The 22,327-nt window shown below is 66.3% G+C and carries 22 protein-coding genes; 20 read left to right on the top strand and 2 right to left on the bottom strand.

Annotated elements, in window-relative coordinates; translation table 11 throughout:
- The first annotated feature begins 56 nt into the window (after window positions 1-56).
- The 18 genes from ASG64_RS09565 to ASG64_RS09480 all read left to right on the top strand — a co-directional run bounded on the left by ASG64_RS09565 (window position 57) and on the right by ASG64_RS09480 (window position 17,754).
- The gene (locus ASG64_RS09565) at window positions 57-1,364 is read left to right on the top strand and encodes a homoserine dehydrogenase (RefSeq protein WP_082518456.1); all 1,308 of its coding nucleotides are present in this window, start codon (window positions 57-59) and stop codon (window positions 1,362-1,364) included.
- Window positions 1,365-1,425: 61 nt separating this feature from the next.
- Window positions 1,426-2,358, top strand: a complete 933-nt coding sequence (thrB, locus tag ASG64_RS09560) for a homoserine kinase (protein WP_056074273.1) — start codon at window positions 1,426-1,428, stop codon at window positions 2,356-2,358.
- Window positions 2,359-2,649: 291 nt separating this feature from the next.
- Window positions 2,650-4,878 (top strand): transcription termination factor Rho, encoded by a 2,229-nt coding sequence (gene rho, locus ASG64_RS09555; RefSeq protein WP_442971132.1) that lies wholly within the window; start codon window positions 2,650-2,652, stop codon window positions 4,876-4,878.
- 160 nt (window positions 4,879-5,038) lie between these two features.
- Window positions 5,039-5,272: a 50S ribosomal protein L31 gene (gene rpmE, locus ASG64_RS09550; protein WP_042575512.1), complete on the top strand. Its 234-nt coding sequence runs from the start codon at window positions 5,039-5,041 to the stop codon at window positions 5,270-5,272.
- Window positions 5,273-5,375: 103 nt separating this feature from the next.
- Window positions 5,376-6,455: a peptide chain release factor 1 gene (gene prfA, locus ASG64_RS09545; RefSeq protein WP_042575511.1), complete on the top strand. Its 1,080-nt coding sequence runs from the start codon at window positions 5,376-5,378 to the stop codon at window positions 6,453-6,455.
- Between the two features lie 22 nt (window positions 6,456-6,477).
- Window positions 6,478-7,359 (top strand): peptide chain release factor N(5)-glutamine methyltransferase, encoded by an 882-nt coding sequence (prmC, locus tag ASG64_RS09540; RefSeq protein ID WP_056074271.1) that lies wholly within the window; start codon window positions 6,478-6,480, stop codon window positions 7,357-7,359.
- A gap of 71 nt (window positions 7,360-7,430) precedes the next feature.
- Complete coding sequence (locus tag ASG64_RS09535; protein ID WP_042575619.1) at window positions 7,431-8,093, top strand: L-threonylcarbamoyladenylate synthase; 663 nt, start codon at window positions 7,431-7,433, stop codon at window positions 8,091-8,093.
- A 32-nt stretch (window positions 8,094-8,125) separates the two neighbouring features.
- Window positions 8,126-9,301, top strand: a complete 1,176-nt coding sequence (locus ASG64_RS09530) for a glycosyltransferase family 4 protein (RefSeq protein WP_042575618.1) — start codon at window positions 8,126-8,128, stop codon at window positions 9,299-9,301.
- Between the two features lie 10 nt (window positions 9,302-9,311).
- Window positions 9,312-9,764: a hypothetical protein gene (locus ASG64_RS09525; RefSeq protein ID WP_042575510.1), complete on the top strand. Its 453-nt coding sequence runs from the start codon at window positions 9,312-9,314 to the stop codon at window positions 9,762-9,764.
- 515 nt (window positions 9,765-10,279) lie between these two features.
- Window positions 10,280-10,966, top strand: coding sequence for a F0F1 ATP synthase subunit A (gene atpB / locus ASG64_RS09520; protein WP_442970542.1), 687 nt, complete (start codon window positions 10,280-10,282; stop codon window positions 10,964-10,966).
- Between the two features lie 71 nt (window positions 10,967-11,037).
- A complete protein-coding gene (locus tag ASG64_RS09515; protein ID WP_042575509.1) occupies window positions 11,038-11,280 on the top strand; it encodes an ATP synthase F0 subunit C in 243 nt (80 codons plus the stop codon).
- A 5-nt stretch (window positions 11,281-11,285) separates the two neighbouring features.
- Window positions 11,286-11,849 (top strand): F0F1 ATP synthase subunit B, encoded by a 564-nt coding sequence (locus tag ASG64_RS09510; RefSeq protein ID WP_042575508.1) that lies wholly within the window; start codon window positions 11,286-11,288, stop codon window positions 11,847-11,849.
- A complete protein-coding gene (locus ASG64_RS09505) occupies window positions 11,846-12,676 on the top strand; it encodes a F0F1 ATP synthase subunit delta (RefSeq protein WP_197074790.1) in 831 nt (276 codons plus the stop codon). The genes ASG64_RS09510 and ASG64_RS09505 overlap by 4 nt, the downstream gene beginning before the upstream one ends.
- A 112-nt stretch (window positions 12,677-12,788) precedes the next feature.
- A complete protein-coding gene (gene atpA / locus ASG64_RS09500; RefSeq protein ID WP_056073066.1) occupies window positions 12,789-14,432 on the top strand; it encodes a F0F1 ATP synthase subunit alpha in 1,644 nt (547 codons plus the stop codon).
- Window positions 14,433-14,467: 35 nt separating this feature from the next.
- Window positions 14,468-15,442 (top strand): F0F1 ATP synthase subunit gamma, encoded by a 975-nt coding sequence (locus ASG64_RS09495; RefSeq protein ID WP_042575506.1) that lies wholly within the window; start codon window positions 14,468-14,470, stop codon window positions 15,440-15,442.
- A gap of 2 nt (window positions 15,443-15,444) precedes the next feature.
- Window positions 15,445-16,896: a F0F1 ATP synthase subunit beta gene (atpD, locus tag ASG64_RS09490; protein ID WP_042575505.1), complete on the top strand. Its 1,452-nt coding sequence runs from the start codon at window positions 15,445-15,447 to the stop codon at window positions 16,894-16,896.
- 6 nt (window positions 16,897-16,902) lie between these two features.
- Complete coding sequence (locus ASG64_RS09485) at window positions 16,903-17,271, top strand: F0F1 ATP synthase subunit epsilon (protein ID WP_042575504.1); 369 nt, start codon at window positions 16,903-16,905, stop codon at window positions 17,269-17,271.
- A gap of 45 nt (window positions 17,272-17,316) precedes the next feature.
- Window positions 17,317-17,754 carry a DUF2550 domain-containing protein gene (locus ASG64_RS09480; RefSeq protein ID WP_235579553.1) on the top strand — a complete coding sequence of 146 codons (438 nt, stop codon included), beginning with the start codon at window positions 17,317-17,319 and terminating at the stop codon, window positions 17,752-17,754.
- 9 nt (window positions 17,755-17,763) lie between these two features.
- Here ASG64_RS09480 and ASG64_RS09475 read toward each other — a convergent pair whose 3' ends face one another.
- On the bottom strand, window positions 17,764-18,348 hold the full coding sequence (locus ASG64_RS09475) for a cob(I)yrinic acid a,c-diamide adenosyltransferase (protein WP_056073061.1): 585 nt from the start codon (window positions 18,346-18,348) through the stop codon (window positions 17,764-17,766).
- Window positions 18,349-18,413: 65 nt separating this feature from the next.
- On the opposite strand from ASG64_RS09475, the gene murA reads away from it, so the two are divergent.
- Complete coding sequence (gene murA, locus ASG64_RS09470) at window positions 18,414-19,667, top strand: UDP-N-acetylglucosamine 1-carboxyvinyltransferase (RefSeq protein ID WP_056073058.1); 1,254 nt, start codon at window positions 18,414-18,416, stop codon at window positions 19,665-19,667.
- 25 nt (window positions 19,668-19,692) lie between these two features.
- Here murA and pdxR read toward each other — a convergent pair whose 3' ends face one another.
- Window positions 19,693-21,108: a MocR-like pyridoxine biosynthesis transcription factor PdxR gene (gene pdxR, locus ASG64_RS09465; RefSeq protein ID WP_056073055.1), complete on the bottom strand. Its 1,416-nt coding sequence runs from the start codon at window positions 21,106-21,108 to the stop codon at window positions 19,693-19,695.
- Between the two features lie 92 nt (window positions 21,109-21,200).
- Here pdxR and ASG64_RS09460 point away from each other — a divergent pair, with 92 nt between their 5' ends.
- Complete coding sequence (locus tag ASG64_RS09460) at window positions 21,201-21,902, top strand: pyridoxamine 5'-phosphate oxidase family protein (protein WP_200933453.1); 702 nt, start codon at window positions 21,201-21,203, stop codon at window positions 21,900-21,902.
- Window positions 21,903-22,327 lie beyond the last annotated feature (425 nt).

The raw sequence follows: 22,327 nt of genomic DNA, 5'->3' as shown, positions 1-22,327 counted from the left end.
CACCAGAAGCGACACAGTCCACGGATTCGACACAGGCCACGGGGGCCGCGGCGTTCGTGAGCCCCGTCGACAAGCCCATCGGCGTCGCCGTACTCGGCATGGGAAACGTCGGCAGCGAGGTCGTGCGGATCCTGCTCGAGCACGCCACCGACCTCACCGCGCGCGTCGGTGCCCCGCTGATTCTTCGGGGCGTGGCGGTCCGTGACCTCGACAAGGATCGCGGCATCGATCCCGAGCTGTTGACGACGGACGTCGACGCACTGGTCGCCCGCGACGACGTCGACCTGGTCGTCGAGGTGCTCGGCGGCATCGAACCGGCACGCGAACTCATCCTGGCCGCGCTCAACGCGGGGAAGTCCGTCGTCACGGCGAACAAGGCGCTGCTCGCCGAGTACACCGGTGAGCTCGCCGATGCGGCGGAGAAGCACCGCGCTGATCTGTACTTCGAAGCTGCTGTGGCCGGGGCCATTCCGGTGGTGCGTCCGCTGATGCAGTCGCTGGCGGGGGACCGCGTCAACCGGGTCGTCGGCATCGTCAACGGCACGACGAACTTCATCCTGTCGGCGATGGACGAGACGGGCGCGGACTACGCCGACACCCTCGTCGAAGCAGGCCGCCTGGGCTACGCCGAGGCCGATCCCACCGCCGACGTCGAGGGCTACGACGCCGCGGCCAAGGCAGCGATCCTGGCATCGCTGGCGTTCCACACCCGCGTCACGTCGGCCGACGTGTACCGCGAGGGCATCTCCTCGATCACCGCATCCGACATCGCGACGGCTCGTGCCTTCGACTGCACCGTGAAGCTGCTCGCCCTGTGCGAGAGAGTGACCGACGACGAGGGCAACGACCGCATCTCCGTTCGCGTCTACCCGTCCCTGGTGCCGTTGTCGCATCCGCTCGCCTCGGTGTCCGGTGCGTTCAACGCCGTGGTGGTCGAGGCCGAAGCTGCCGGGCGACTGATGTTCTACGGTCAGGGCGCAGGCGGAGCACCGACGGCATCGGCCGTGATGGGCGACCTGGTGATGGCGGCGCGCAACAAGTTCTACGGCGGCCGCGGACCCGGAGAATCCACCTACGCGAAGCTCCCCGTCGCACCGATGGGGGACACGCCCACTCGGTACCACGTGAACATGCAGGTAGCCGATCGCGCGGGCGTTCTCTCCGCCGTCGCAGCAGAGTTCGCGAAGAACGACGTCAGTATCTCCACGGTGCGTCAGGAGGGCGCGAGCGAGCACGCACGTCTCGTCGTCGTGACACACCGCGCGAAGGAATCGGCGCTGGCCGCGACGGTCGCCGCCTTGACCGAGCTCGAGATCGTGACGTCCGTGACCAGTGTCCTGCGCCTGGAGGGCACGTCCGAATGACCCGGCGAATCGGCGGACGCGCCGCGCTCCCCGAGCCGGCGTAGTGAACGGGCCGCACACCGTGACGAGGACGTTGGCCACCGGAACGGTCGCCCATGCCCGGGTACCCGCGTCGAGTGCGAATCTCGGCCCGGGTTTCGACACTCTGGGGCTGGCGCTGGGTCTGCACGACGACGTCACGGTCACCGTCGCAGAATCCGGGCTGGACATCGAGGTCGACGGTGAGGGCGCGCGCGAGGTTCCCTGGGGTCCGTCCCACCTGGTCGTGCGGGCCATCGAGCGCGGTCTCGAGTCCGCAGGAGTGTGGGCCGACGGCTTGAAAGTCCGCTGCCACAACCGGATTCCGCATTCACGGGGCCTCGGCTCGTCCGCCTCGGCCGTCGTCGGAGGGCTGGCCGCGGCCAACTGCCTCGCAGCGTCCGTCGATCCCTCGCTGGCGCTGTCCCCGGCCCAGATGGTGCAACTCGCATCGGAGTTCGAGGGGCACCCCGACAACGCGTCGGCCAGTGTTCTCGGTGGGGCCGTCGTGTCGTGGAGTCACGAATCCGGTCCGCCGGAAGGCCCCCGCTCGTATTCGGCCGAACGGCTGTCCGTGCACCCCGACATCGGTGCGACCGTGTTCATCCCGACCGAACGGTCGTCCACCGCACAGACTCGTGGGTTGCTGCCGGACCTGGTGCCGCACCGCGATGCCGCCTTCAATGCCAGTAGGTCCGCGCTCGCGGTGATCGCGTTGACGTCCCGGCCGGATCTGCTGATGCTCTCGACGGAGGATCGGCTCCATCAGCCCTACCGCGCCTCGGCGCTGCCGCTGACGACGCGATGGATGGAGACACTGCGCGCACAGGGCCACGCCGCCACGGTGTCCGGAGCCGGCCCGACGGTCCTGGTGCTCGGAACGTCGTCGATCGGCCGGGACCTCGTCTCCCGCGCGGAGGACGACGGCATGACCGTGATGGAACTCGACATCGCCGACGGGGTCGCGACGCGCTGACACGCGGATTCTTGCCCGTACCCGTGATCACGGCTATTGTGGTTCGCGTCCGTACATCGTGCGCAGTCAGCGCCGATTTCTCCAGGGCATTTCTTTCCGGCCTCCTGCTCCGACGGCGCCGCACTCCTCTCGGATCGGTGTCACGGTCACCAGTGATGTCACATCCTGGATCAGCCTTCGCTCTTCTGTGCGACGCGAACGTACGCGGCATCCGAGTTCGACATGCGAGTCGAACTGCGGGACGAACCCTCGATCTGCGCACCTGGCGCGCGAGGGAAGGAAAGGACCTCCGTGACCGATACGGATATGACTACTGCGCCTGCACCGCAATCCGAGACCCGTTCGCGCACGTCCGCGCGTCGCGGCGCCGGACTGTCCGGGATGGTGTTGACCGAACTCAGGGGCCTCGCCTCCGAACTCGGGATCAAGGGAGTCTCCGGTATGCGCAAGGGCGACCTGGTCGCCGCAATCCAGTCGAAGCAGGTCCCTGCCTCGGCTGCCGCCACCGAGGCGCCGTCGCGCGCGCCGCGGGTGAGCCGATCTGCCGCCCCCGAACGAACCGACTCCGGCACACCTGCCGTCGAGTCCGCCCCGCCCGCCGAGAAGGCGCCCGCCGACTCGACACCGACCTCGTCGCCCGAGTCGACGGACTCGCGCCAGGACACCGACGACTCGGAGGGGCCGCGCCGCACGCGTAGCCGCCGAGGAGCGACCCGCCGCGCAGGTGCCGCCGAGTCGACGTCCGACACGTCCGAGAACGGTGCCTCGGCACCCGCCGCCTCCGACGCGCCGGCTACCGCTCCCGTCGCCGACGCGCCGTCCGAGACGGACAACCGGAACGTCCGCCAGCAGGCCGATCGTGACCAGGGTGATCGCAACCAGGGTGATCGCAACCAGGGTGATCGCAACCAGGGTGATCGCAACCAGGCCGACCGCAATCAGGGCGACCGCAACCAGGGCGACAACGGCCAGAACGACGGTGCCCAGGGTGACCGTCAGAACGGTGAGCGTCCCCGTCGCGAGCGTCAGGGTCGCAACCAGAACAATCAGAACGACCGCAACCAGGGCGACCGCAACCAGGGCGACCGGAACCAGGGCGACCGGAACCAGGGCAACGATCGCAACGACCGGAACCAGGGTGACCGGAACCAGGGCAATGATCGCAACGACCGCGATCGCAACCAGGGTGACCGCAACCAGGGTCCGCGCGACAACGGACCTCGTGACGACAATCGGGGAGACGAGGACGGCGAGGGCCGCGGCCGCAGAGGTCGTCGCTTCCGTGAGCGTCGCCGTGGACGCGATCGTGACGGTGCCCCCGACGGCGGCGGCAACCAGCGCGACCGCGAGCGCGAGCCCGAACTTCGTGACGACGACGTGTTGCAGCCCGTCGCCGGAATTCTCGACGTCCTGGACAACTACGCCTTCGTCCGGACCTCGGGATACCTCGCGGGACCGAACGACGTGTACGTGTCGATGAACATGGTGCGTCGCAACGGTTTGCGTCGCGGTGACGCGCTGACCGGTGCGGTGCGGGTCGCTCGCGAGGGTGAGCAGAACGGTGCGCGTCAGAAGTTCAATCCGCTGGTGCGGCTGGACACGGTCAACGGTGCGGCGCCGGACGGCACGCGTAAGCGCGCCGAGTTCAACAAGCTGACACCGCTGTACCCGAACCAGCGACTGCGCCTCGAGACGGAACAGAACATCCTGACCACGCGCATCATCGACCTGGTCATGCCCATCGGCAAAGGCCAGCGCGCGTTGATCGTGAGCCCGCCCAAGGCCGGTAAGACCAGCGTGTTGCAGAGCATCGCCAACGCGATCGCGATCAACAACCCGGAGTGCTACCTGATGGTCATCCTCGTGGACGAGCGTCCCGAGGAAGTCACGGACATGCAGCGCAGCGTCAAGGGCGAAGTCATCGCCTCGACGTTCGACCGCCCGCCGGGCGATCACACCTCGGTGGCGGAACTCGCCATCGAGCGGGCGAAGCGTCTGGTGGAGGACGGCCGCGACGTCGTCGTGCTCCTGGACTCGATCACCCGTCTGGGTCGTGCATACAACAACAGCTCACCGGCATCGGGCCGCATCCTCTCCGGTGGTGTCGACTCGACCGCGCTCTACCCGCCGAAGCGTTTCCTGGGTGCAGCCCGCAACATCGAGCACGGCGGATCGCTCACGATCATCGCGACCGCCATGGTCGAGACCGGCTCCACCGGCGACACGGTCATCTTCGAGGAGTTCAAGGGCACCGGTAACGCGGAGCTCAAGCTCGATCGCAAGATCGCCGAGCGTCGCGTGTTCCCGGCCGTCGACATCAACCCGTCGAGCACCCGTCACGACGAGTTGCTGCTGGCACCCGACGAGGCCGCCGTGGTGCACAAGCTGCGTCGCGTGCTGTCGGGTCTGGATTCGCACCAGGCGATCGACCTTCTGGTCGACCGGCTCAAGAAGAGCAAGAACAATCTCGAATTCCTGATGGAAGTTTCGAAGACCGCTCCCGGTTCGTCGAACGACTGACGGACAGCACTCGACGTCGGTGAGGAATACGCAGCCTCCTCACCGACGTTGAGACGATTACCAGGGCAGAGAGTGGCTCTGGCATACTGAACGGCCGAGTCCGGTTCCGGTTCACGCACTCGACAGTCGAGGCGACCCGGCGACCATGAAAGGGACACCCATGAAGGCAGGAATCCACCCCGAGTACACGGCGACAACCGTCGTCTGTGGCTGCGGACATACTTTCGAGACGCACAGCACCAACTCGGCGGATCGCATCAACGTCGAGGTCTGCTCGCAGTGCCACCCGTTCTACACGGGCAAGCAGAAGATCCTCGACACGGGCGGCCGCGTTGCACGCTTCGAGGCTCGCTACGGCAAGCGCGCCGGCAAGAAGGCCGACGCAGACAGCTAGCTCTCACACCGACGCCCGTTCCGAGATTCTTCTCGGAGCGGGCGTCGGTCGTTTCCGCACCATTTCTCGCCAGCTTCATTCAGGGTTCGACAGGGAGAACACCGTGGCCGCCTCCGCGACACCGTCCGCGATCGACGACATCCTGGCGGAGCACGCCGGACTCGAGCGCGACCTGTCCGACCCCTCGCTTCACGACGACCCCGCTGCCGCCCGTCGCGCCGGTAAGCGGTTCGCGCAACTCGCCCCGATCATGAGCGTGCACGCCAAACTCGCCGCCGCCAGGGACGATCTCGAGGCCGCCCGTGAGTTGGCCGCCGACGATGCGAGTTTCGCTGCCGAGATCCCTGCCCTCGAGGCGACCGTGCTGCAGCTGGACACTGCGCTCACCGATCTGTTGGCTCCTCGCGACCCCCACGACGCCGACGACGTCGTGCTCGAGGTCAAGTCCGGGGAGGGCGGCGAAGAGTCCGCGTTGTTCGCTGCGGATCTCGCGCGTATGTACGTGCGCTACGCCGAGCGACACGGGTGGCGCGTGGAGATCCTCGACGCGAACATCTCCGATCTGGGCGGCTACAAGGAAGCGACGTTGTCGATCAAGGCCCGCACCGACACCGCCGACGGGGTGTGGTCGCGATTCAAGTTCGAGGGCGGTGTCCACCGCGTGCAGCGCGTTCCCGTCACCGAGTCGCAGGGCCGCGTGCACACCTCTGCGGCGGGTGTCCTCATCTACCCCGAGCAGGACGAGGTCGAAGCCGTCCAGATCGACGAGACGGATCTGCGCATCGACGTCTACCGGTCCTCGGGCAAGGGTGGCCAGGGCGTCAACACGACAGACTCGGCCGTCCGCATCACCCATCTGCCGACGGGCATCGTCGTCACCTGCCAGAACGAGCGTTCGCAGCTGCAGAACAAGGCGCGCGCGATGCAGGTGCTCGCGTCACGGCTGCAGGCCGCGGCGGAGGAAGCGGCGGACAAGGAAGCCGCGGCCGGGCGTGCGAGTCAGGTTCGTACGGTGGACCGTTCCGAGCGCATCCGGACCTACAACTTCCCCGAGAACCGCATCACGGACCATCGCATCGGGTTCAAGTCGCACAACCTCGACGCGGTGCTGGACGGCGACATGGACGCTCTGCTGGACGCGCTCGCGGCCGCGGACAGGCAGGCGCGTCTCCAGGCCGAGTGACCCGGGTGCGATGCTGACGGACGTGAGTCGCGTTCCGTTACGTCTGGCCATTCTCGAGGCAACCCGTGTGCTGACCGAGGCAGGTGTCCCCAGTCCACGAGTGGACGCGGAACTTCTCGCGTCGCATCTTCTGTCGGTTCCTCGCGGTCGACTCGGTCTGACGCCGTTGGTCGAGCCGGAGATCGCGGAGGCCTATCGCGCCACCGTCGCGCAACGGGCGAAGCGAATCCCGTTGCAGCACATCATCGGTACCTCTCCGCTCGGTGAGATCGACGTCGAGGTCGGCCCCGGCGTGTTCGTGCCGCGGCCCGAGACCGAGCTGCTTCTCGCATGGGCGCTGGCCTTCCTCGAGTCCGCCGGACGGCACCCGCCGGTCGTGCTGGATCTGTGCACGGGGAGCGGGGCGTTGGCGCTGGCGATCGCGCATGCCCGCCCCGACGCCGTCGTCCACGCCGTCGAGAAGGATCCGCACGCCTTGGCATGGGCCCGGCGCAATGCCGATCTCCGTGCCTCCGACGGGGACACACCGATCACGTTGCACCACGGCGACGTGACGGACCGGACCCTGCTGACGGAACTCGACGGCACCGTCGATCTGATCGTCGCCAATCCGCCCTACATACCGGACGGGGCGGCACTGGATCCGGAGGTCGTCGACCACGATCCCCACATCGCCCTGTTCGGAGGAGCCGACGGCCTCTCGGTCATCGAGCCGATGATCGCGAACATCGCCCGATGGCTCTCGATCGACGGGGGAGTGGGCATCGAGCACGACGACTCGCACGGCGATCGGGTCGTCGATCTCATGGAGCGCCGCGCGGTGTTCGGCGACGTCTCGCAGCACCGTGATCTGGCGGATCGTCCTCGCTTCGTCGTCGCTCGTCGACGTCGCCGGGCAACCTGACCGACCGGAACGTTTCGACACCGCTCACCGGCCCGCCGTGGTCGGAGAGGCTCAGTGGCAAGATGGGCCGGGTGTCCACCGTCTACGACTGCTCCGATTCCGCCTCTCGCGCGGCAGGTCTCGATGCCGCGCACCGCGCGTTGTCGTCCGGCCGACTGGTCGTGATGCCGACCGACACCGTCTACGGCCTCGCTGCGGACGCTTTCGACAGCAGTGCTGTCACCGACCTGCTCCGGGCGAAGGGACGAGGTCGGGACATGCCCGTTCCGGTTCTGGTCGGGTCGTGGCACACCATCGACGGGCTGGTCCTGGGCGTGCGGCAGGCCGCGCGCGACCTCATTCGCGCGTTCTGGCCCGGGGCATTGAGCCTCGTCGTGCATCAGGCGCCGTCGCTGGCATGGGACCTCGGTGACGCCCGCGGAACCGTCATGTTGCGCATGCCCCTGCATCCGGTCGCGCTGGAGTTGCTGCGCACCGTCGGCCCCCTCGCAGTGTCGAGCGCGAACATCTCCGGTCGACCCCCCGCGGTCACGGCAGCGGACGCTCAGGCGCAGTTGGGCGGATCGGCAGCGGTCTACCTCGACGGTGGCCCCGCCGAACACGCTCTCGCGTCGACCATCGTCGACCTCACCGGGGACACTCCTCGCATCCTCCGGGTCGGCGCCGTGTCGACCTCCGAGATCGCCGAGGTTCTCGGCGTTCCCGCGGAGTCGCTCGTCGCCGGAAGCGCCTGACGCATGACGGCGTCGACCGCGGTCCGTCCGTGCTGACGGCGGCGCCCGCGCACACGAGTGCGCTGCTGGCGCAGTCGGACGGCGGTGCCGGCGTTCCCATCCGTGAGCTGCTGCTGGTGATGCTGACGGCGGCCGTCGTCACGTTCCTTGTCACCGGCGCTGTCCGCATCGTCGCGCTGAAGTTCGGTGCCGTCGCCATCCCACGCGAACGCGATGTCCACGTGACGCCGACGCCGCGGCTCGGCGGCATCGGTATCTACCTCGGTCTGCTGGTCGCGCTGCTCTTCGCGCAGAAGCTGCCGGCGCTGACTCGCGGTTTCGAGTTCACCACCGACGTGCAGGCGGCACTGGTCTCCGGCGCGATCATCGTCGCCGTCGGCATCGTCGACGATCGGTGGGGACTGGACGCGCTGACCAAGTTCGCCGGCCAGGTCACCGCAGCGGGTGTGCTGGTGTTGATGGGTGTCAGTTGGTACCTGCTCTACCTACCGTGGGGCGAGGGGTCGACGCTGATCCTCGACCAACTCCAGGCAGGTCTGGTCACGGTGCTCATCGCCGTGGTGATGATCAACGCGATGAACTTCATCGACGGTCTCGACGGCCTTGCCGCGGGTGTCGGTCTGATCGCCGCCGTGGCCATCTGCATCTTCTCCGTCGGTCTTCTGCACGAGCAGGGCGGCGACGTGAGCGCGTACCCACCGGCCATGATCGCCGCCGCACTGGCCGGCGCCTGCCTGGGATTTCTGCCACACAACTTCCAGCCGGCACGGATCTTCATGGGCGATTCGGGTTCCATGGTCATCGGACTCATGCTGGCCACCGTCGCGACCAGCGCGTCGGGCCGGATCAGTCTCAGCGCGTACGGAACACGCGATCTTCTCGGTCTGCTGACGCCGTTGCTCCTGGTCGGCGCCATCACGTTCATCCCGATCCTCGACCTCCTCCTGGCCATCGTCCGACGCACACGCGCAGGTCGCAGCCCTTTCAGCCCGGACAAGATGCACCTGCACCACCGTCTGCTGCAGATCGGCCACTCGCACCGACGAGTCGTCCTGCTCATCTACTTGTGGGTCGGGGTGCTGGCCTTCGGAGCGGTCGGCGCGTCGTTGATCGACCGGCGCATCGTGGTTCTCCTGCTGGCCGGAGGGCTGGTCTTCGCCTTGGTCGTCACGGCCGTGCCGTCCATCCGCGACCCGCGGCGCCGGTAGCCTTCACGCCGTGACTTTCTCGCCCTCGCCGATTCCGTCCTCGACCGCACCGTTGCGCGCCGCCGTCCGCTACGGGGTGATCGCGTTGATCGCGCTCGCCGTCGTCGCGTCGGTCGTCGCCGTCCTGGCTGCAGGCCTGGAGGGTCTGTGGGGCGCGCTTCTCGGTTCCGCCGTGGGTGGTCTGTTCATCCTGGCGACCGCGGTGTCGGTGCTGCTGTCGGCGAAATTGCAGCCCACCGCTGTGGGCGCGGTGCTTCTCGGCGGCTGGATCGTCAAGATGCTGATCGCCGTCATCGTGCTCGGACTGCTCCGGGGAATGGACTTCTACAACCGGCCGACGCTGGGCATCGTGGTGCTCGCGGCCTTGGTGATCGTGCTCGGCGCGGAGATGTACGGCATCTTCCGTCAGCGTGTTCCGTACGTCGATTCGCCCGCGGGAGACCCCGACTCGGACGTCGAGTAGTACGACCTTTTGTAGTAGAGTCTCCGTCGGAACCACCCCCGACGCAGCGCACGGCATTGTGTTGATAAAGTTCCACTTCGAGCAAGGGCTTACCGGGCGTAACGGACACAATTGTTGCGTGCGGGACGGTTCTTGCAGGTGATCGACGTCACCGGAGCCGTTTCCTGTTGTGCAGCCCATGTGAGAGTGTGGACACGACGATGGAGCGCCCGGACGGCGTTACGTCACCGAGTCGACGAAGTCGCCGACACCCGACAGACGCGGGGCCATCATGGCCCTTCGCGGCTGACGACTACTCGAGCCGACCCGAGTCGACTTGCTAGTTCGTCCGAGCCCGATCGTGCCCGACCGCCATATGTCCGATCGAACCGTGGGTGTCCTTCGCCTGCGGCCGAACACGGGAGAGACCGCTGAGCGTCACCAACCTGGCCGCGGAGTTCCATCCGCCGTCATTGACCGACTTTTTCCCACCGGCCGTCCTGTTCGAGGGCACCCCGTTCGAACTCGATCGGTTGATGTTGGTCCGCATCCTGATGACGGTCGTGCTGCTCGCCTTCTTCAGCCTCGCGATGCGCAGCCCGAAGATCGTGCCTCGCGGTATCCAGAACGTCGGTGAGATGGCCCTGGGCTTCGTCAAGGATCAGATCGCCGACGAGGTACTGGGCAAGGAACAGGGCAAGCGATTCCTGCCCGTCATCGCGACCATCTTCTTCGCGGTGCTCTTCCTCAACTTCTCGGGCGTCATTCCCTTCATCAACATCTCCTCGAACGCACGAGTGGGTATGCCCATCGTGCTCGCGGCGCTGGCGTACGTGGTCTTCAACTACGTCGGCATCAAGAAGTACGGCTTCTTCAAGTACGTGAAGAGCAGCATCGTGGTCCCCAACGTCCCGATCGCGCTCCACCTGCTGCTGATTCCGATCGAGTTCATCTCGACCTTCATTCTTCGCCCGTTCACCTTGACGGTGCGACTCATGGCCAACATGCTCGCCGGCCACATCATGCTGGTGCTGTTCTTCAGCGCGACGCAGTTCTTCTTCTTCGAAGCGGCGACCGGCATGAAGGTCTTCGGACTGTTCTCGTTGGTCGCAGGATTCGGCTTCACGCTGTTCGAGCTGCTGGTCATCTTCCTGCAGGCCTACGTCTTCGCATTGCTGACCGCGGTCTACATAGACCTCGCTCTGCACGCCGACTCTCACTGACCCACCTACCACTCGACAGAACCTGACCCGCTGCCGTCCGGTCGTGGGCAACAGAAAGGGAACGAAACACAATGAGCCTCAGCTACCTCGCGCAGGAAGCACAGGAAATCACCGGCGGAGGCTACGGAGCCATCGGTTACGGCCTCGCAGCGATCGGCCCCGGCATCGGCGTGGGCATCGTGGTCGGTAAGGCCATCGAGGGCATCGCCCGTCAGCCCGAGCTCAGCGGCCAGATCCGTACCAACATGTTCCTCGGTATCGCGTTCACCGAGGCCCTCGCGCTGATCGGCCTCGTCGCCGGCTTCATTTTCTGATCGCCATGTCGACATTCGCAGTCCTCGCAGCGACAGAGGGGGAAGAGGACATCAATCCTCTGATCCCCGAGATCTACGACATCGTCTGGTCTGCGGTCTGCATCGCCGTCATCGGGTTCTTCTTCTGGAAGTACGTGCTCCCACGTTTCCAGACGGTGCTCTCGGAGCGGTCGGAGAAGATCGAAGGCGGGATCAAGCGCGCAGAAGAGGCGCAGGCAGAAGCCAAGGAGGCGCTCGAGCAGTACCGCGCCCAGCTGGCCGATGCACGCCAGGAAGCCGCCAAGATCCGTGAAGACGCACGCACACAGGGCCAGCAGATCCTCGCGGAGATGAAGACCAGTGCACAGGCCGAGAGCGACCGCATCGTGGCTTCCGGCCACCAGCAGCTCGCGGCTCAGCGTCAGCAGATCGTCACCGAACTGCGCTCCGACCTCGGCCGTACGGCTGTCGAACTGGCCGAGAAGGTCATCGGCGAGCAGCTGTCCGACGACGTCAAGCGCGCCGGGACGATCGATCGGTTCCTCGACGAACTCGATTCTGTCGGCGCAGATTCCGCAAGCGGGAAGTGAGCACCATGTACGCAGCGAGTCGTGAAGCTCTCGCCGAGGCCCGGACGGTCCTCGCCTCCGAGCTCGATTCGGCCTCGGATCCGACGTCCGCCGCGGCGGGCGCCGGCTCCGATCTGTTCGGTGTCGTGACCGTGCTCGACGGACAGCGTCCGTTGCGCGCAGCGCTGGCCGACGCGTCGGCAGCACCCGACGCGCGACGTGCGCTGGCGGGGAAGTTGTTCGACGGCAAGATCGGCTCGGCCGCTACCGCTGCCCTCCAGGCAGCAGTCGCTCAGAACTGGTCGTCGGCACGTGACCTCACCGACTCGCTCGTACTCCTGGGCCGTGAATCCCTCCTGCGTGCCGCGCAGGATCAGGACCAGGTGGGCACCGTGGAGGACGAGCTGTTCCGGCTCGGACGCATCATCGCCGGCGATCCTGCTCTCGAGCAGGCGCTGTCGGATCGCTCCAAGCCGGCCGAGGCGTCGGGCTCACTCCTGTCGACGTTGCTCTACGGCAAGGTCACCGCGATCACCGAGGCGCTCGCCGTCCAGGCGGTCGGCCGGTTGCGCGGTGTGGCACCGGCGACGGTGTTCGGCGAACTGTCCGCGCTCGCGGCTACCCGCCGTGACAAAGAGGTCGCTCACGTCCGCAGCAGCACCGAGTTGAGCGCCGACCAGGTCGCCCGGCTCACGTCCACGCTGGAAGGTATCTACGGCAAGTCCGTGACCGTCCACGTCGAGGTCGATCCGGAACTCCTGAGCGGACTGGTCGTCCGTGTCGGCGACGAAGTCATCGACGGCAGCGGTGCGGGCCGTCTCGCATCCTTGAGAAAATCGCTCAGGTGATCAGAGAACACCGCACCACCTAGTTCGGTACGCACGTCCCACCCACGTTCCGCGACGCGGCCGCTCATCCGGCCCGGACACGGAACAACCAGAACAGTGAGAGCAGGAAAACATGGCGGAGTTGACGATCTCCTCCGACGAGATCCGTAGCGCAATCGAGAGCTACACGGCGAACTACGCACCGGAGTCCTCTCGTGAAGAGGTCGGTCTGGTGTCCGACACGAGCGATGGCATCGCTCACGTCACGGGTCTTCCGTCGGCTATGTCGAACGAGCTGCTGGAGTTCCCCGGCGGCATTCTCGGCGTGGCCCTGAACCTGGACGATCGCGAGATCGGCGCCGTCATCCTCGGTGATTACCAGGACATCGAAGAAGGCCAGGAAGTCAAGCGCACGGGCGAGGTCCTCTCGGTCCCCGTCGGTGACAACTTCCTCGGTCGCGTCATCGATCCGCTGGGCAAGCCCATCGACGGCCTCGGCGACATCGAGTCCAACGAGCAGCGTGTCCTCGAGCTCCAGGCAGCATCGGTCCTCGAGCGTCAGCCCGTCGAGGAGCCCCTCGCCACCGGCATCACCGCCATCGACGCCCTCACCGCGATCGGTCGTGGCCAGCGTCAGCTGATCATCGGCGACCGCAAGACGGGCAAGACCGCCGTCTGCGTCGACGCCATCATCAACCAGAAGGCCAACTGGGAGTCCGGCGACGCCGACAAGCAGGTGCGCTGCATCTACGTCGCCATCGGCCAGAAGGGTTCGACCATCGCGGGCGTCAAGTCCGCCTTGGACGAGCACGGCGCCATGGAGTACACGACCATCGTCGCGGCTCCCGCATCCGACTCCGCCGGCTTCAAGTGGCTCGCCCCGTACACCGGTTCGGCCCTCGGCCAGCACTGGATGTACCAGGGCAAGCACGTTCTGATCGTGTTCGACGATCTGACGAAGCAGGCCGAGGCCTACCGCACCATCTCCCTGCTGCTGCGTCGCCCGCCGGGCCGCGAGGCATACCCGGGTGACGTGTTCTACCTGCACTCCCGTCTGCTGGAGCGTTGCGCGAAGCTGTCCGACGAGCTCGGTGGCGGTTCGATGACCGGTCTGCCGCTCATCGAGACCAAGGCCAACGACATCTCGGCCTTCATCCCGACCAACGTCATCTCCATCACCGACGGCCAGGTCTTCCTCGAGTCGGACCTGTTCAACAAGGGTGTCCGTCCCGCGATCAACGTCGGCACCTCGGTGTCCCGCGTCGGTGGCGCGGCGCAGACCAAGGGTCTGAAGAAGGTCGCCGGTTCGCTGCGTCTGGAAATGGCTCAGTTCCGTGAGCTGGAGGCGTTCTCCGCCTTCGCATCCGACCTCGACGCTGCGTCCAAGGCTCAGCTCGAGCGCGGTGCGCGCTGGGTCGAGCTGCTCAAGCAGGACCAGTACAGCCCCGTCTCCGTCGAGGACCAGATCGTCTCGATCTACCTCGTCGACGCCGGCTACTACGACACCGTCCCCGTCGAGGACGTTCGCCGCTTCAACCGCGAGCTCCTCGAGGATCTGCACCGCAACGCCTCGAGCGCCTTCGACGCCATCTCCGGCGGCAAGGTGCTCAAGGACGAGGCTGCCGACGTCGTGACCAAGGCGACGGACGAGTTCAAGCAGGGCTTCCTCACCTCGTCGGGCGAGCGCATCGTCAACGAGGCCGAGGCCGAGGCATTGGACAAGGGCGAGGTCGACCAGGAGAAGGTCACCGTCAACCGCAAGACTGTCAGCAAGTGATGCGGGTTACCTTCGAGCAGGGAGTGAGGTGACAGATGCCCAGCATTCGTGAGTTGCGCTCCCGGATCAGATCGACGAACTCGATCAAGAAGATCACCAAGGCGCAGGAACTGATCGCCACGTCGCGCATCACCAAGGCGCAGGCACGTGTCGCGGCGTCCAAGCCGTACGCCACCGAGATCACGAAGGTGCTCTCCGCCCTGGCCAGTGCGTCGGGTTCGCTCGACCATCCGCTGCTCACCGAGCGGTCGGAGCCGAAGCGTGCCGCGGTACTCGTCGTCACCAGTGACTCGGGTCAGTGCGGTGGATACAACTCGAACATCCTGCGCGAGGCGGAGGAGCTCCAGCAGCTGCTCAAGTCCGAGGGCAAGGAACCGGTCATCTACGTCCTGGGCCGTAAGGGCTTGACGTACTACACATTCCGCGACCGCGACGTCAAGGGTGCGTGGACCGGGTTCTCGCAGCAGCCGACCTACGGCGATGCCGCCAAGGCCGCGAAGCACCTCGTGCAGTTGTTCATGGCCGGCTCGGGCGACGAGATCGAGGCTCCCAACGGTGAAGGCACCGTCGAGGGCGTCGACGAGTTGCACATCGTCTACACCACGTTCGTGTCGATGCTGTCGCTCAAGCCCACCGTCCGACGGATGGCTCCGTTGGAGATCGACTTCAACGACGAGGAGATCGAACTGGGTGCAGACATGCTCAGCGACTCCAAGTCCTCCACCGAGGTCACGGCGCAGTACGACTTCGAGCCGGAGGCGGACACTCTCCTATCCGCGTTGCTGCCGAAGTACATCAGCACCCGCATCTACGCCGCACTGCTCGACGCGGCTGCATCCGAATCGGCTGCCCGTCGTACGGCGATGAAGGCCGCGACGGACAATGCCAACGATCTGGTCAATGCCCTGTCACGCCAGGCCAACCAGGCACGCCAGGCTCAGATCACCCAGGAAATCAGCGAGATCGTCGGCGGCGTCGACGCGCTTGCCGCGAGCTCAGGAAGAGACTGAACATGACCGCAGCAGTAACCGATAGCACGGGTTCCGGCGCCAAGTCGTCCGAGAACGGGCGCGTCGTGCGCGTCATCGGTCCCGTCGTCGACATCGAATTCCCGCGCGGGTCCATCCCCGCACTGTTCAATGCGTTGCACGCCGAGATCGAGCTGAAGGCCGTCGCCAAGACGCTGACGCTCGAGGTCGCGCAGCACCTCGGCGACAACCTGGTGCGCACCGTGTCGATGCAGCCCACCGACGGACTGGTGCGCGGTACCCCCGTGCGCGACTCCGGCAAGCCGATCTCCGTTCCTGTCGGAGACGTCGTCAAGGGCCACGTGTTCAACGCCCTCGGTGACTGCCTCGACAGCCCCGGCCTCGGCCGCGACGGCGAGCAGTGGGGCATCCACCGCAAGCCCCCAGCCTTCGACCAGCTCGAGGGCAAGACCGAGATCCTCGAGACCGGCATCAAGGTCATCGACCTCCTCACCCCGTACGTCAAGGGCGGAAAGATCGGTCTGTTCGGCGGCGCAGGCGTCGGCAAGACCGTGCTCATCCAGGAGATGATCACCCGTATCGCTCGTGAGTTCTCCGGCACGTCGGTGTTCGCCGGCGTCGGTGAGCGCACCCGTGAGGGCACCGACCTCCACCTCGAGATGGAGGAGATGGGCGTTCTGCAGGACACCGCCCTGGTGTTCGGTCAGATGGACGAGCCGCCCGGCACGCGTATGCGCGTCGCGCTCTCGGCCCTCACCATGGCCGAGTACTTCCGCGATGTGCAGAACCAGGACGTGTTGCTCTTCATCGACAACATCTTCCGGTTCACGCAGGCCGGCTCCGAGGTCTCGACGCTTCTCGGTCGTATGCCGTCTGCCGTGGGCTACCAGCCCACACTCGCCGACGAGATGGGTGAGCTCCAGGAGCGCATCACCTCGACGCGTGGTCGTTCCATCACGTCTCTGCAGGCCATCTACGTGCCCGCCGACGACTACACCGACCCCGCACCGGCGACGACCTTCGCCCACCTCGATGCCACCACCGAGCTGTCGCGTCCGATTTCGCAGAAGGGTATCTACCCGGCTGTCGATCCGCTGACGTCCACCTCGCGCATCCTGGAGGCGTCGATCGTCGGTGACGAGCACTTCCGCGTCGCCAACGAGGTCAAGCGCATCCTGCAGAAGTACAAGGAACTGCAGGACATCATCGCCATCCTCGGTATGGACGAGCTCTCCGAAGAGGACAAGGTCACGGTGTCCCGTGCCCGTCGTCTGGAGAAGTTCCTCGGCCAGAACTTCATCGTCGCCGAGAAGTTCACCGGTGAAGAGGGTTCCGTCGTCTCGCTCTCGGACACCATCGAGGCATTCGACAAGGTCACCAAGGGCGAGTACGACCACCTTCCCGAGCAGGCCTTCAACAGCTGCGGTGGACTCGACGACGTCGAGGCCGCAGCCAAGAAGATCTCCGGAAAGTAGTCGGCAATGGCTGAGATGGATGTCGAACTGGTGGCCGTCGAAGAGCGGTTGTGGTCGGGAACGGCCACGCTGGTCAGCGCGCAGACCACCGAGGGCGAGATCGGCATCATGGCCGGTCACGAGCCGGTTCTCGGTCAGCTGATCGAGGGCGGCACCGTCGCGATCACCACGACCGACGGTGAGCGTCGTGTGGCTGCTGTGCACGGTGGCTTCCTGTCGGTGACGGGTAAGACCGTCACGATCCTCGCTGAGTCGGCGGAGTTCGCCGAGGACATCGATGTCGAGGCAGCACGGTCCGTGTTGTCCGAGGGTTCCGACGACGAGGAGGCGCTCGCGATCGCTCGCGGACGTGTCCGCGCGGTCGAGCGGGCCTAGGTTCCACAGACAGCCGCGGCGGGTTCCGAAGAGATGGCGTCCTGGATGACAGTGCTTGTCGTTCTGGTCGTGCTGCTCGGAGGGCTCGCCGCGGCTTTTCTGTACCGTCTCGTCATTCTGCGGCGAGGGGGTACCGCTGTGATTCTGCGGTCGATTCCGGCGTCCGAGGGCAGCGGGTGGCGGCACGGCATCGTCCGATACGGGGACGACGTGTTGCTGTTCTACAAATTGTCGAGTCTGCGACCGGGACCCGATCGCCGGATGCCCCGCCAGACCTTGGTGTTGGGCGATCGTCGTCGTCCGGAGCGATCCGAGCTCGACATCATGAGCGACGAGATCGCCGTCGTGTCGCTCGAAGCCGGCGAGCGGCGTTACGAGATCGCGTTCGAACGCGGCGCGTTCACGGCATTCACGTCCTGGCTGGAATCGCGGCCGTCCGGCCGTTCGCAGCGCCAGTTCCCCGGAGGCACCGGCACGTCCTGATCGGTCGCGTCACTCTTCGGTAGGTCTGTTGGCCCCGGGCTTCCACAACACGTCCCCATCGGGATTCGTGATGCGCCCGAGGATGAACAGCAGATCGGACAACCTGTTCAGATATGTGGCGGGCAGGGTTCCCGTGGTGTCCGGGTGTGCGTCGACAGCCGCCCATGCCGCTCGCTCGGCCCGACGAGTGATCGTGCGTGCGTTGTGCAACAGTGCCGACGCGGCAGTACCGCCGGGAAGAACGAACGACGTCAGCGGCGTGAGCCGTCCGTTGAAGTCGTCGCACCACTCTTCGAGTCGCGTCACGTACTCGGCGGTGATCCGCAGCGGGGGATATTGCGGATTCTCCTGAATCGGGGTCGACAGGTCGGCGCCGGCGTCGAAGAGATCGTTCTGGATCGACCGCAGCACGTCCGCGACCTCGACGGGCGGCGATCCCAGGGAGAGAACCATGCCGATGGCCGCGTTGGCCTCGTCGCATTCCGCGTAGGCGATGACCCGCGGGTCGTTCTTCGACACTCGGGAGAAGTCGCTGAGACCCGTGGTCCCGTCATCGCCCGTCCGGGTATAGATCGACGTCAGGTGAACAGCCATCAGGCAACCGTACCGGCAGTCGGCCGATGCACTCGTCGACCGGCCGTGCCTCTAGTCTTGTCCCCGTGAGTGAACGTTTCCTGGTGACCGGCGGCAGTCGTCTTTCCGGCGATGTGTCCGTCGGCGGGGCTAAGAACAGCGTGCTCAAGCTGATGGCCGCGGCGTTGCTGGCCGAGGGAACGACGACACTCACCAACTGCCCGGACATCCTGGACGTTCCGTTGATGGCGGAGGTGTTGCGGGGTCTCGGGTGCGATGTCGAGATCGACGGGGACACCGTGCGAATCTCCACTCCGGCGGAGCCCAAGTACCACGCGGATTTCGCCGCGGTCCGTCAATTCCGCGCATCCGTCTGTGTGCTCGGACCGCTGGTTGCACGCTGTCGGAAGGCGGTCGTCGCACTGCCCGGTGGTGACGCCATCGGTTCGCGTCCCCTGGACATGCATCAGTCGGGACTTCGCCTGCTCGGTGCGCACAGCGAGATCGAGCACGGATGTGTCGTCGCTACCGCCGAGAAATTGCACGGCGCGACGATCCGACTGGCATTTCCGTCGGTGGGGGCTACCGAGAACATCCTGATGGCTGCCGTGCTCGCCGACGGGGAGACGGTGATCGACAACGCCGCGCGGGAGCCGGACATCGCCGACCTGTGCGCGATGCTGAACAAGATGGGTGCTCGCGTCGAGGGTGCGGGAAGTCCCACGCTCACCATCATCGGCGTCCCGAGTCTGAAGCCCACGGAACATCGTGTCATCGGTGACCGCATCGTTGCCGCGACCTGGGGCATCGCGGCGGCGATGACCTGCGGTGACGTGACCGTCACGGGAGTCAACCCCAAGCACCTGTCGTTGGTCCTGCAGAAGTTGAAGTCGGCGGGATCCACCGTCACGCTGCTGCCGGACGGATTCCGGGTGGTCCAGAACGAACGACCCGTCGCCGTCAACTTCGCAACTCTGCCGTTCCCGGGCTTTCCCACCGACCTTCAACCGATGGCTATCGGGCTTGCCGCGGTGGCGAACGGTACGTCGATGATCACCGAGAACGTCTTCGAGGCACGCTTCCGCTTCGTCGAGGAAATGATCCGGCTGGGTGCCGACGCTCGGACCGACGGGCATCATGCCGTGGTGCGGGGAGTGCCGCGCCTGTCCAGTGCCCCGGTCTGGTCGTCCGACATCCGCGCCGGAGCGGGACTGGTCCTGGCCGGTCTCGTGGCCGACGGTACGACCGAGGTCCACGACGTCTACCACATCGATCGGGGCTATCCCCGATTCGTCGAGCAGCTCCAGAGCCTCGGCGGAGATATCGAACGGGTGCAGTGACACGTCGTCCGGTCGACGGCATGCGTCAGTCGCGGTGCCGGCGTAGTTCGTCGGCGAGAACGGCGAGTGCCCGGCGTAGCTCTGCCTCGTCGACTCGGCCGTAACCGATCACCAACCCGCCCACGCCCACATTCGTTCGAGCGGACGGTGCAACAGTCGGGATCTCCACACCCTGCCGCGCGGCGCCGCGTGCAACGGCCTCGGCGCGGTCGGGGGTCAGGATCAGGGTGGTGTGCATACCGGCTCCCAGTCCTCGCAGCTCACCGAACTCGGACAGCGAATCACGCACTGCCGCATCGCGATCGCGGTATCGGCGCCGCGCCGCGCGTACTGTCCGGTCCCATTCGCCGTCGTCGAGAAGCGACGTCATAGCGGTGCAGAGCGGTGTCGACGGGAAGTCCCCGACAGCGACGCGATGGTCCAGAACCGGTCGGACCAGAGCCGCCGGCACGACCATCCATCCCAGGCGTACACCGGCACCGAGGGTCTTCGCGATGGTGCCGAGGTAGACGACGCGATCGGGATCCAGGTGGGCCAGGGCGGGCAGTGGGGCGACGTCGTATCGGTATTCGGAGTCGTAGTCGTCCTCCACCACCACGGTGTCGTGTCGGCGGGCGAAGTCGATGAGAGCGGCGCGTCGTCCTACGTCGAGCGTCCCTCCTGTGGGGTATTGGTGAGAGGGGGTGACGTAGACGGCTCGTGTGCCGCGGGGCGCCGAGGCGAGTGCGTCGACTGTGATGCCCCCGGCGTCGACGGGCACGTCGTGCAGGGTCCATCCCATCGCGATCGCTGCCGATGCCGCCGTTCGATATCCCGGATCTTCCATCGCCAGAACAGGTTTCATGCCGTTGCCCGCAGAGCCGTCGGCGCGGACCGCGGCCAATGCCAGCGTCAGTCCATGAGTTGCGCCGGTCGTGATCACCACCCGATCGGGTTCGACGGTCAAGCCCCGCGCTCGTGCGAGCAGAGAACTGACGCTGCGCCGCAGTGCCAGGGGGCCGGCGGGATCCGGATACGCGTGCGGACTGGTGTCCGCCCCGGCAGTCCGCCACGCTCGGCGCCAGGCCGCGGTCGCCGAGGGAGGCGTCCAGGGGATACCGGGCCGCAGCGCAATGGACGGAGTCTGCGGAGTGCCGGTGTCGGGCGAGGGCGTAGTCGTGACAATCCTCGGCGCTGTCGGCGCCGGTATATCGGAACCGACGAACGTCCCGGACCCCGCACGTCCTTCGGTCCAGCCCTCCGCGGCCAACTGGTCGAAGGCCTGATCGACGACGCCGCGGGAAACCCCCAGGTCGGATGCAAGTGCGCGGGTAGAGGGGAGTCGGGAGCCGGGAGCAAGGACGCCGCCCGACATGGCGTCCCGCAGGGCGTCGGCGATCTGCAGGGGGAGTGGTCGTGAGGAGGATCGGTCGACACAGAGGGGAAGTGCCTGCGGCGCCATGGGCCTCCTGCTCTCGTCCGTGAAGTGGCTCAGGGAAATAGTACGTAAGTGGACCGTGACGGGGGACCACATCGTCGAACAGACTGATGCTCATGACCGAGAACGCGACTCTGCCCGACACCATCGACACCGAGCCCCTCTCGCCAACGGCGCGAACGACGCTGAGACGCAACAGGATTCGGGCGCAGCTCGATCGGTCCAAGCTCGTCGACGTTCTGACGGCAGCGCGGCTGTGCCATCTCGGGGTGATCGTGGACGGCGCCCCACTGGTGGTCCCCACCGCATTCGCCTTCGACCTCGACGGCCCCGATCGAGAAGGGACGCTCTACCTGCACGGGTCGGTAGCCGCCACGACCCTCGGTGTGGTGGGTGAGGTATGCGTGACGGTGACCGTGCTCGACGGCCTCGTCCTCGCCCGATCCGCGTTCCACCACTCGATGAACTACCGAAGTGCTGTCGTGCGGGGAACGCCGAGGGTGGTCGCGGACGAGGAGGAGCGCGCCGTCGCCCTGGACCTGATCGTGAACAAGCTGGTCCCCGGTCGCACGGAGGTGGTCCGGGCGAACACGCGCAAGGAGTTGGCGGCGACCCGTGTGGTGGCAGTGCCGCTGTACGAGGCGTCGGTCAAGGCGCGGTCAGGTGGTCCCGTCGACGACGACGTCGACGTGGTGGCAGGGGGAGTGTGGGCAGGCGTCCTCCCCATCTCGGAACACCTGGGTGCGGCCGTGGCGGCGGCCGACCTGGACCGAGCGGGGGCCGACGCCGGGCCTGCTGTGAGCGGCGTCATAGTTTGATTCCTGCGGCGCTGCTGGTCGACCTGGTGGAGATCGGGTGCTGCCACCTGCAGAAACGCAGTCCTGAGCTCAGTCGACCTGCCGATTTGCATGACGTCGACTGCTGGCGTAACTTTCTTCGAGTCAGAGCGACACGGACACCGACCGAAGGCCTTCAGGGGCTGGGCGAACGAGGTGGGACGGAGTCGCATGGCCGATCGGACAGAAAAGGTTCGTCTGCATCTCGTGTAGGCTGAGCGTACAGTCCAATTTCCTGATCCATGTGGTGCYTGGTGTTTGACTCGGGTGTCGCGGTGTGGTTAGGCTGGAACGGTTGCCCCGGATCYTCCCGCTGTGTGTGGGTGGTGGTGGTGTGTGCGTGTTCTTTGAGAACTCAACAGTGTGTCGATGAATGTCAGTGCCAATATTTTGTTTTGGTTTGCTGG

The sequence above is a fragment of the Rhodococcus sp. Leaf247 genome, from assembly GCF_001426185.1.
Classification (GTDB): Bacteria; Actinomycetota; Actinomycetes; order Mycobacteriales; family Mycobacteriaceae; genus Rhodococcoides.
The sequence above is the reverse complement of the archived record's forward strand: the minus strand, read 5'-3'. Positions and strand labels throughout refer to the sequence as shown.

Coding starts and splice junctions, on each gene's coding strand:
- atpD (WP_042575505.1), top strand. CDS start 15,445: ATGACCGCAGCAGTAACCGATAGCACGGGTTCCGGCGCCAAGTCGTCC.
- ASG64_RS09480 (WP_235579553.1), top strand. CDS start 17,317: ATGACAGTGCTTGTCGTTCTGGTCGTGCTGCTCGGAGGGCTCGCCGCG.
- ASG64_RS09460 (WP_200933453.1), top strand. CDS start 21,201: ATGACCGAGAACGCGACTCTGCCCGACACCATCGACACCGAGCCCCTC.
- pdxR (WP_056073055.1), bottom strand. CDS start 21,108: ATGGCGCCGCAGGCACTTCCCCTCTGTGTCGACCGATCCTCCTCACGA.
- ASG64_RS09495 (WP_042575506.1), top strand. CDS start 14,468: ATGCCCAGCATTCGTGAGTTGCGCTCCCGGATCAGATCGACGAACTCG.
- atpA (WP_056073066.1), top strand. CDS start 12,789: ATGGCGGAGTTGACGATCTCCTCCGACGAGATCCGTAGCGCAATCGAG.
- ASG64_RS09475 (WP_056073061.1), bottom strand. CDS start 18,348: ATGGCTGTTCACCTGACGTCGATCTATACCCGGACGGGCGATGACGGG.
- atpB (WP_442970542.1), top strand. CDS start 10,280: ATGTTGGTCCGCATCCTGATGACGGTCGTGCTGCTCGCCTTCTTCAGC.
- ASG64_RS09515 (WP_042575509.1), top strand. CDS start 11,038: ATGAGCCTCAGCTACCTCGCGCAGGAAGCACAGGAAATCACCGGCGGA.
- ASG64_RS09510 (WP_042575508.1), top strand. CDS start 11,286: ATGTCGACATTCGCAGTCCTCGCAGCGACAGAGGGGGAAGAGGACATC.
- rpmE (WP_042575512.1), top strand. CDS start 5,039: ATGAAGGCAGGAATCCACCCCGAGTACACGGCGACAACCGTCGTCTGT.
- ASG64_RS09485 (WP_042575504.1), top strand. CDS start 16,903: ATGGCTGAGATGGATGTCGAACTGGTGGCCGTCGAAGAGCGGTTGTGG.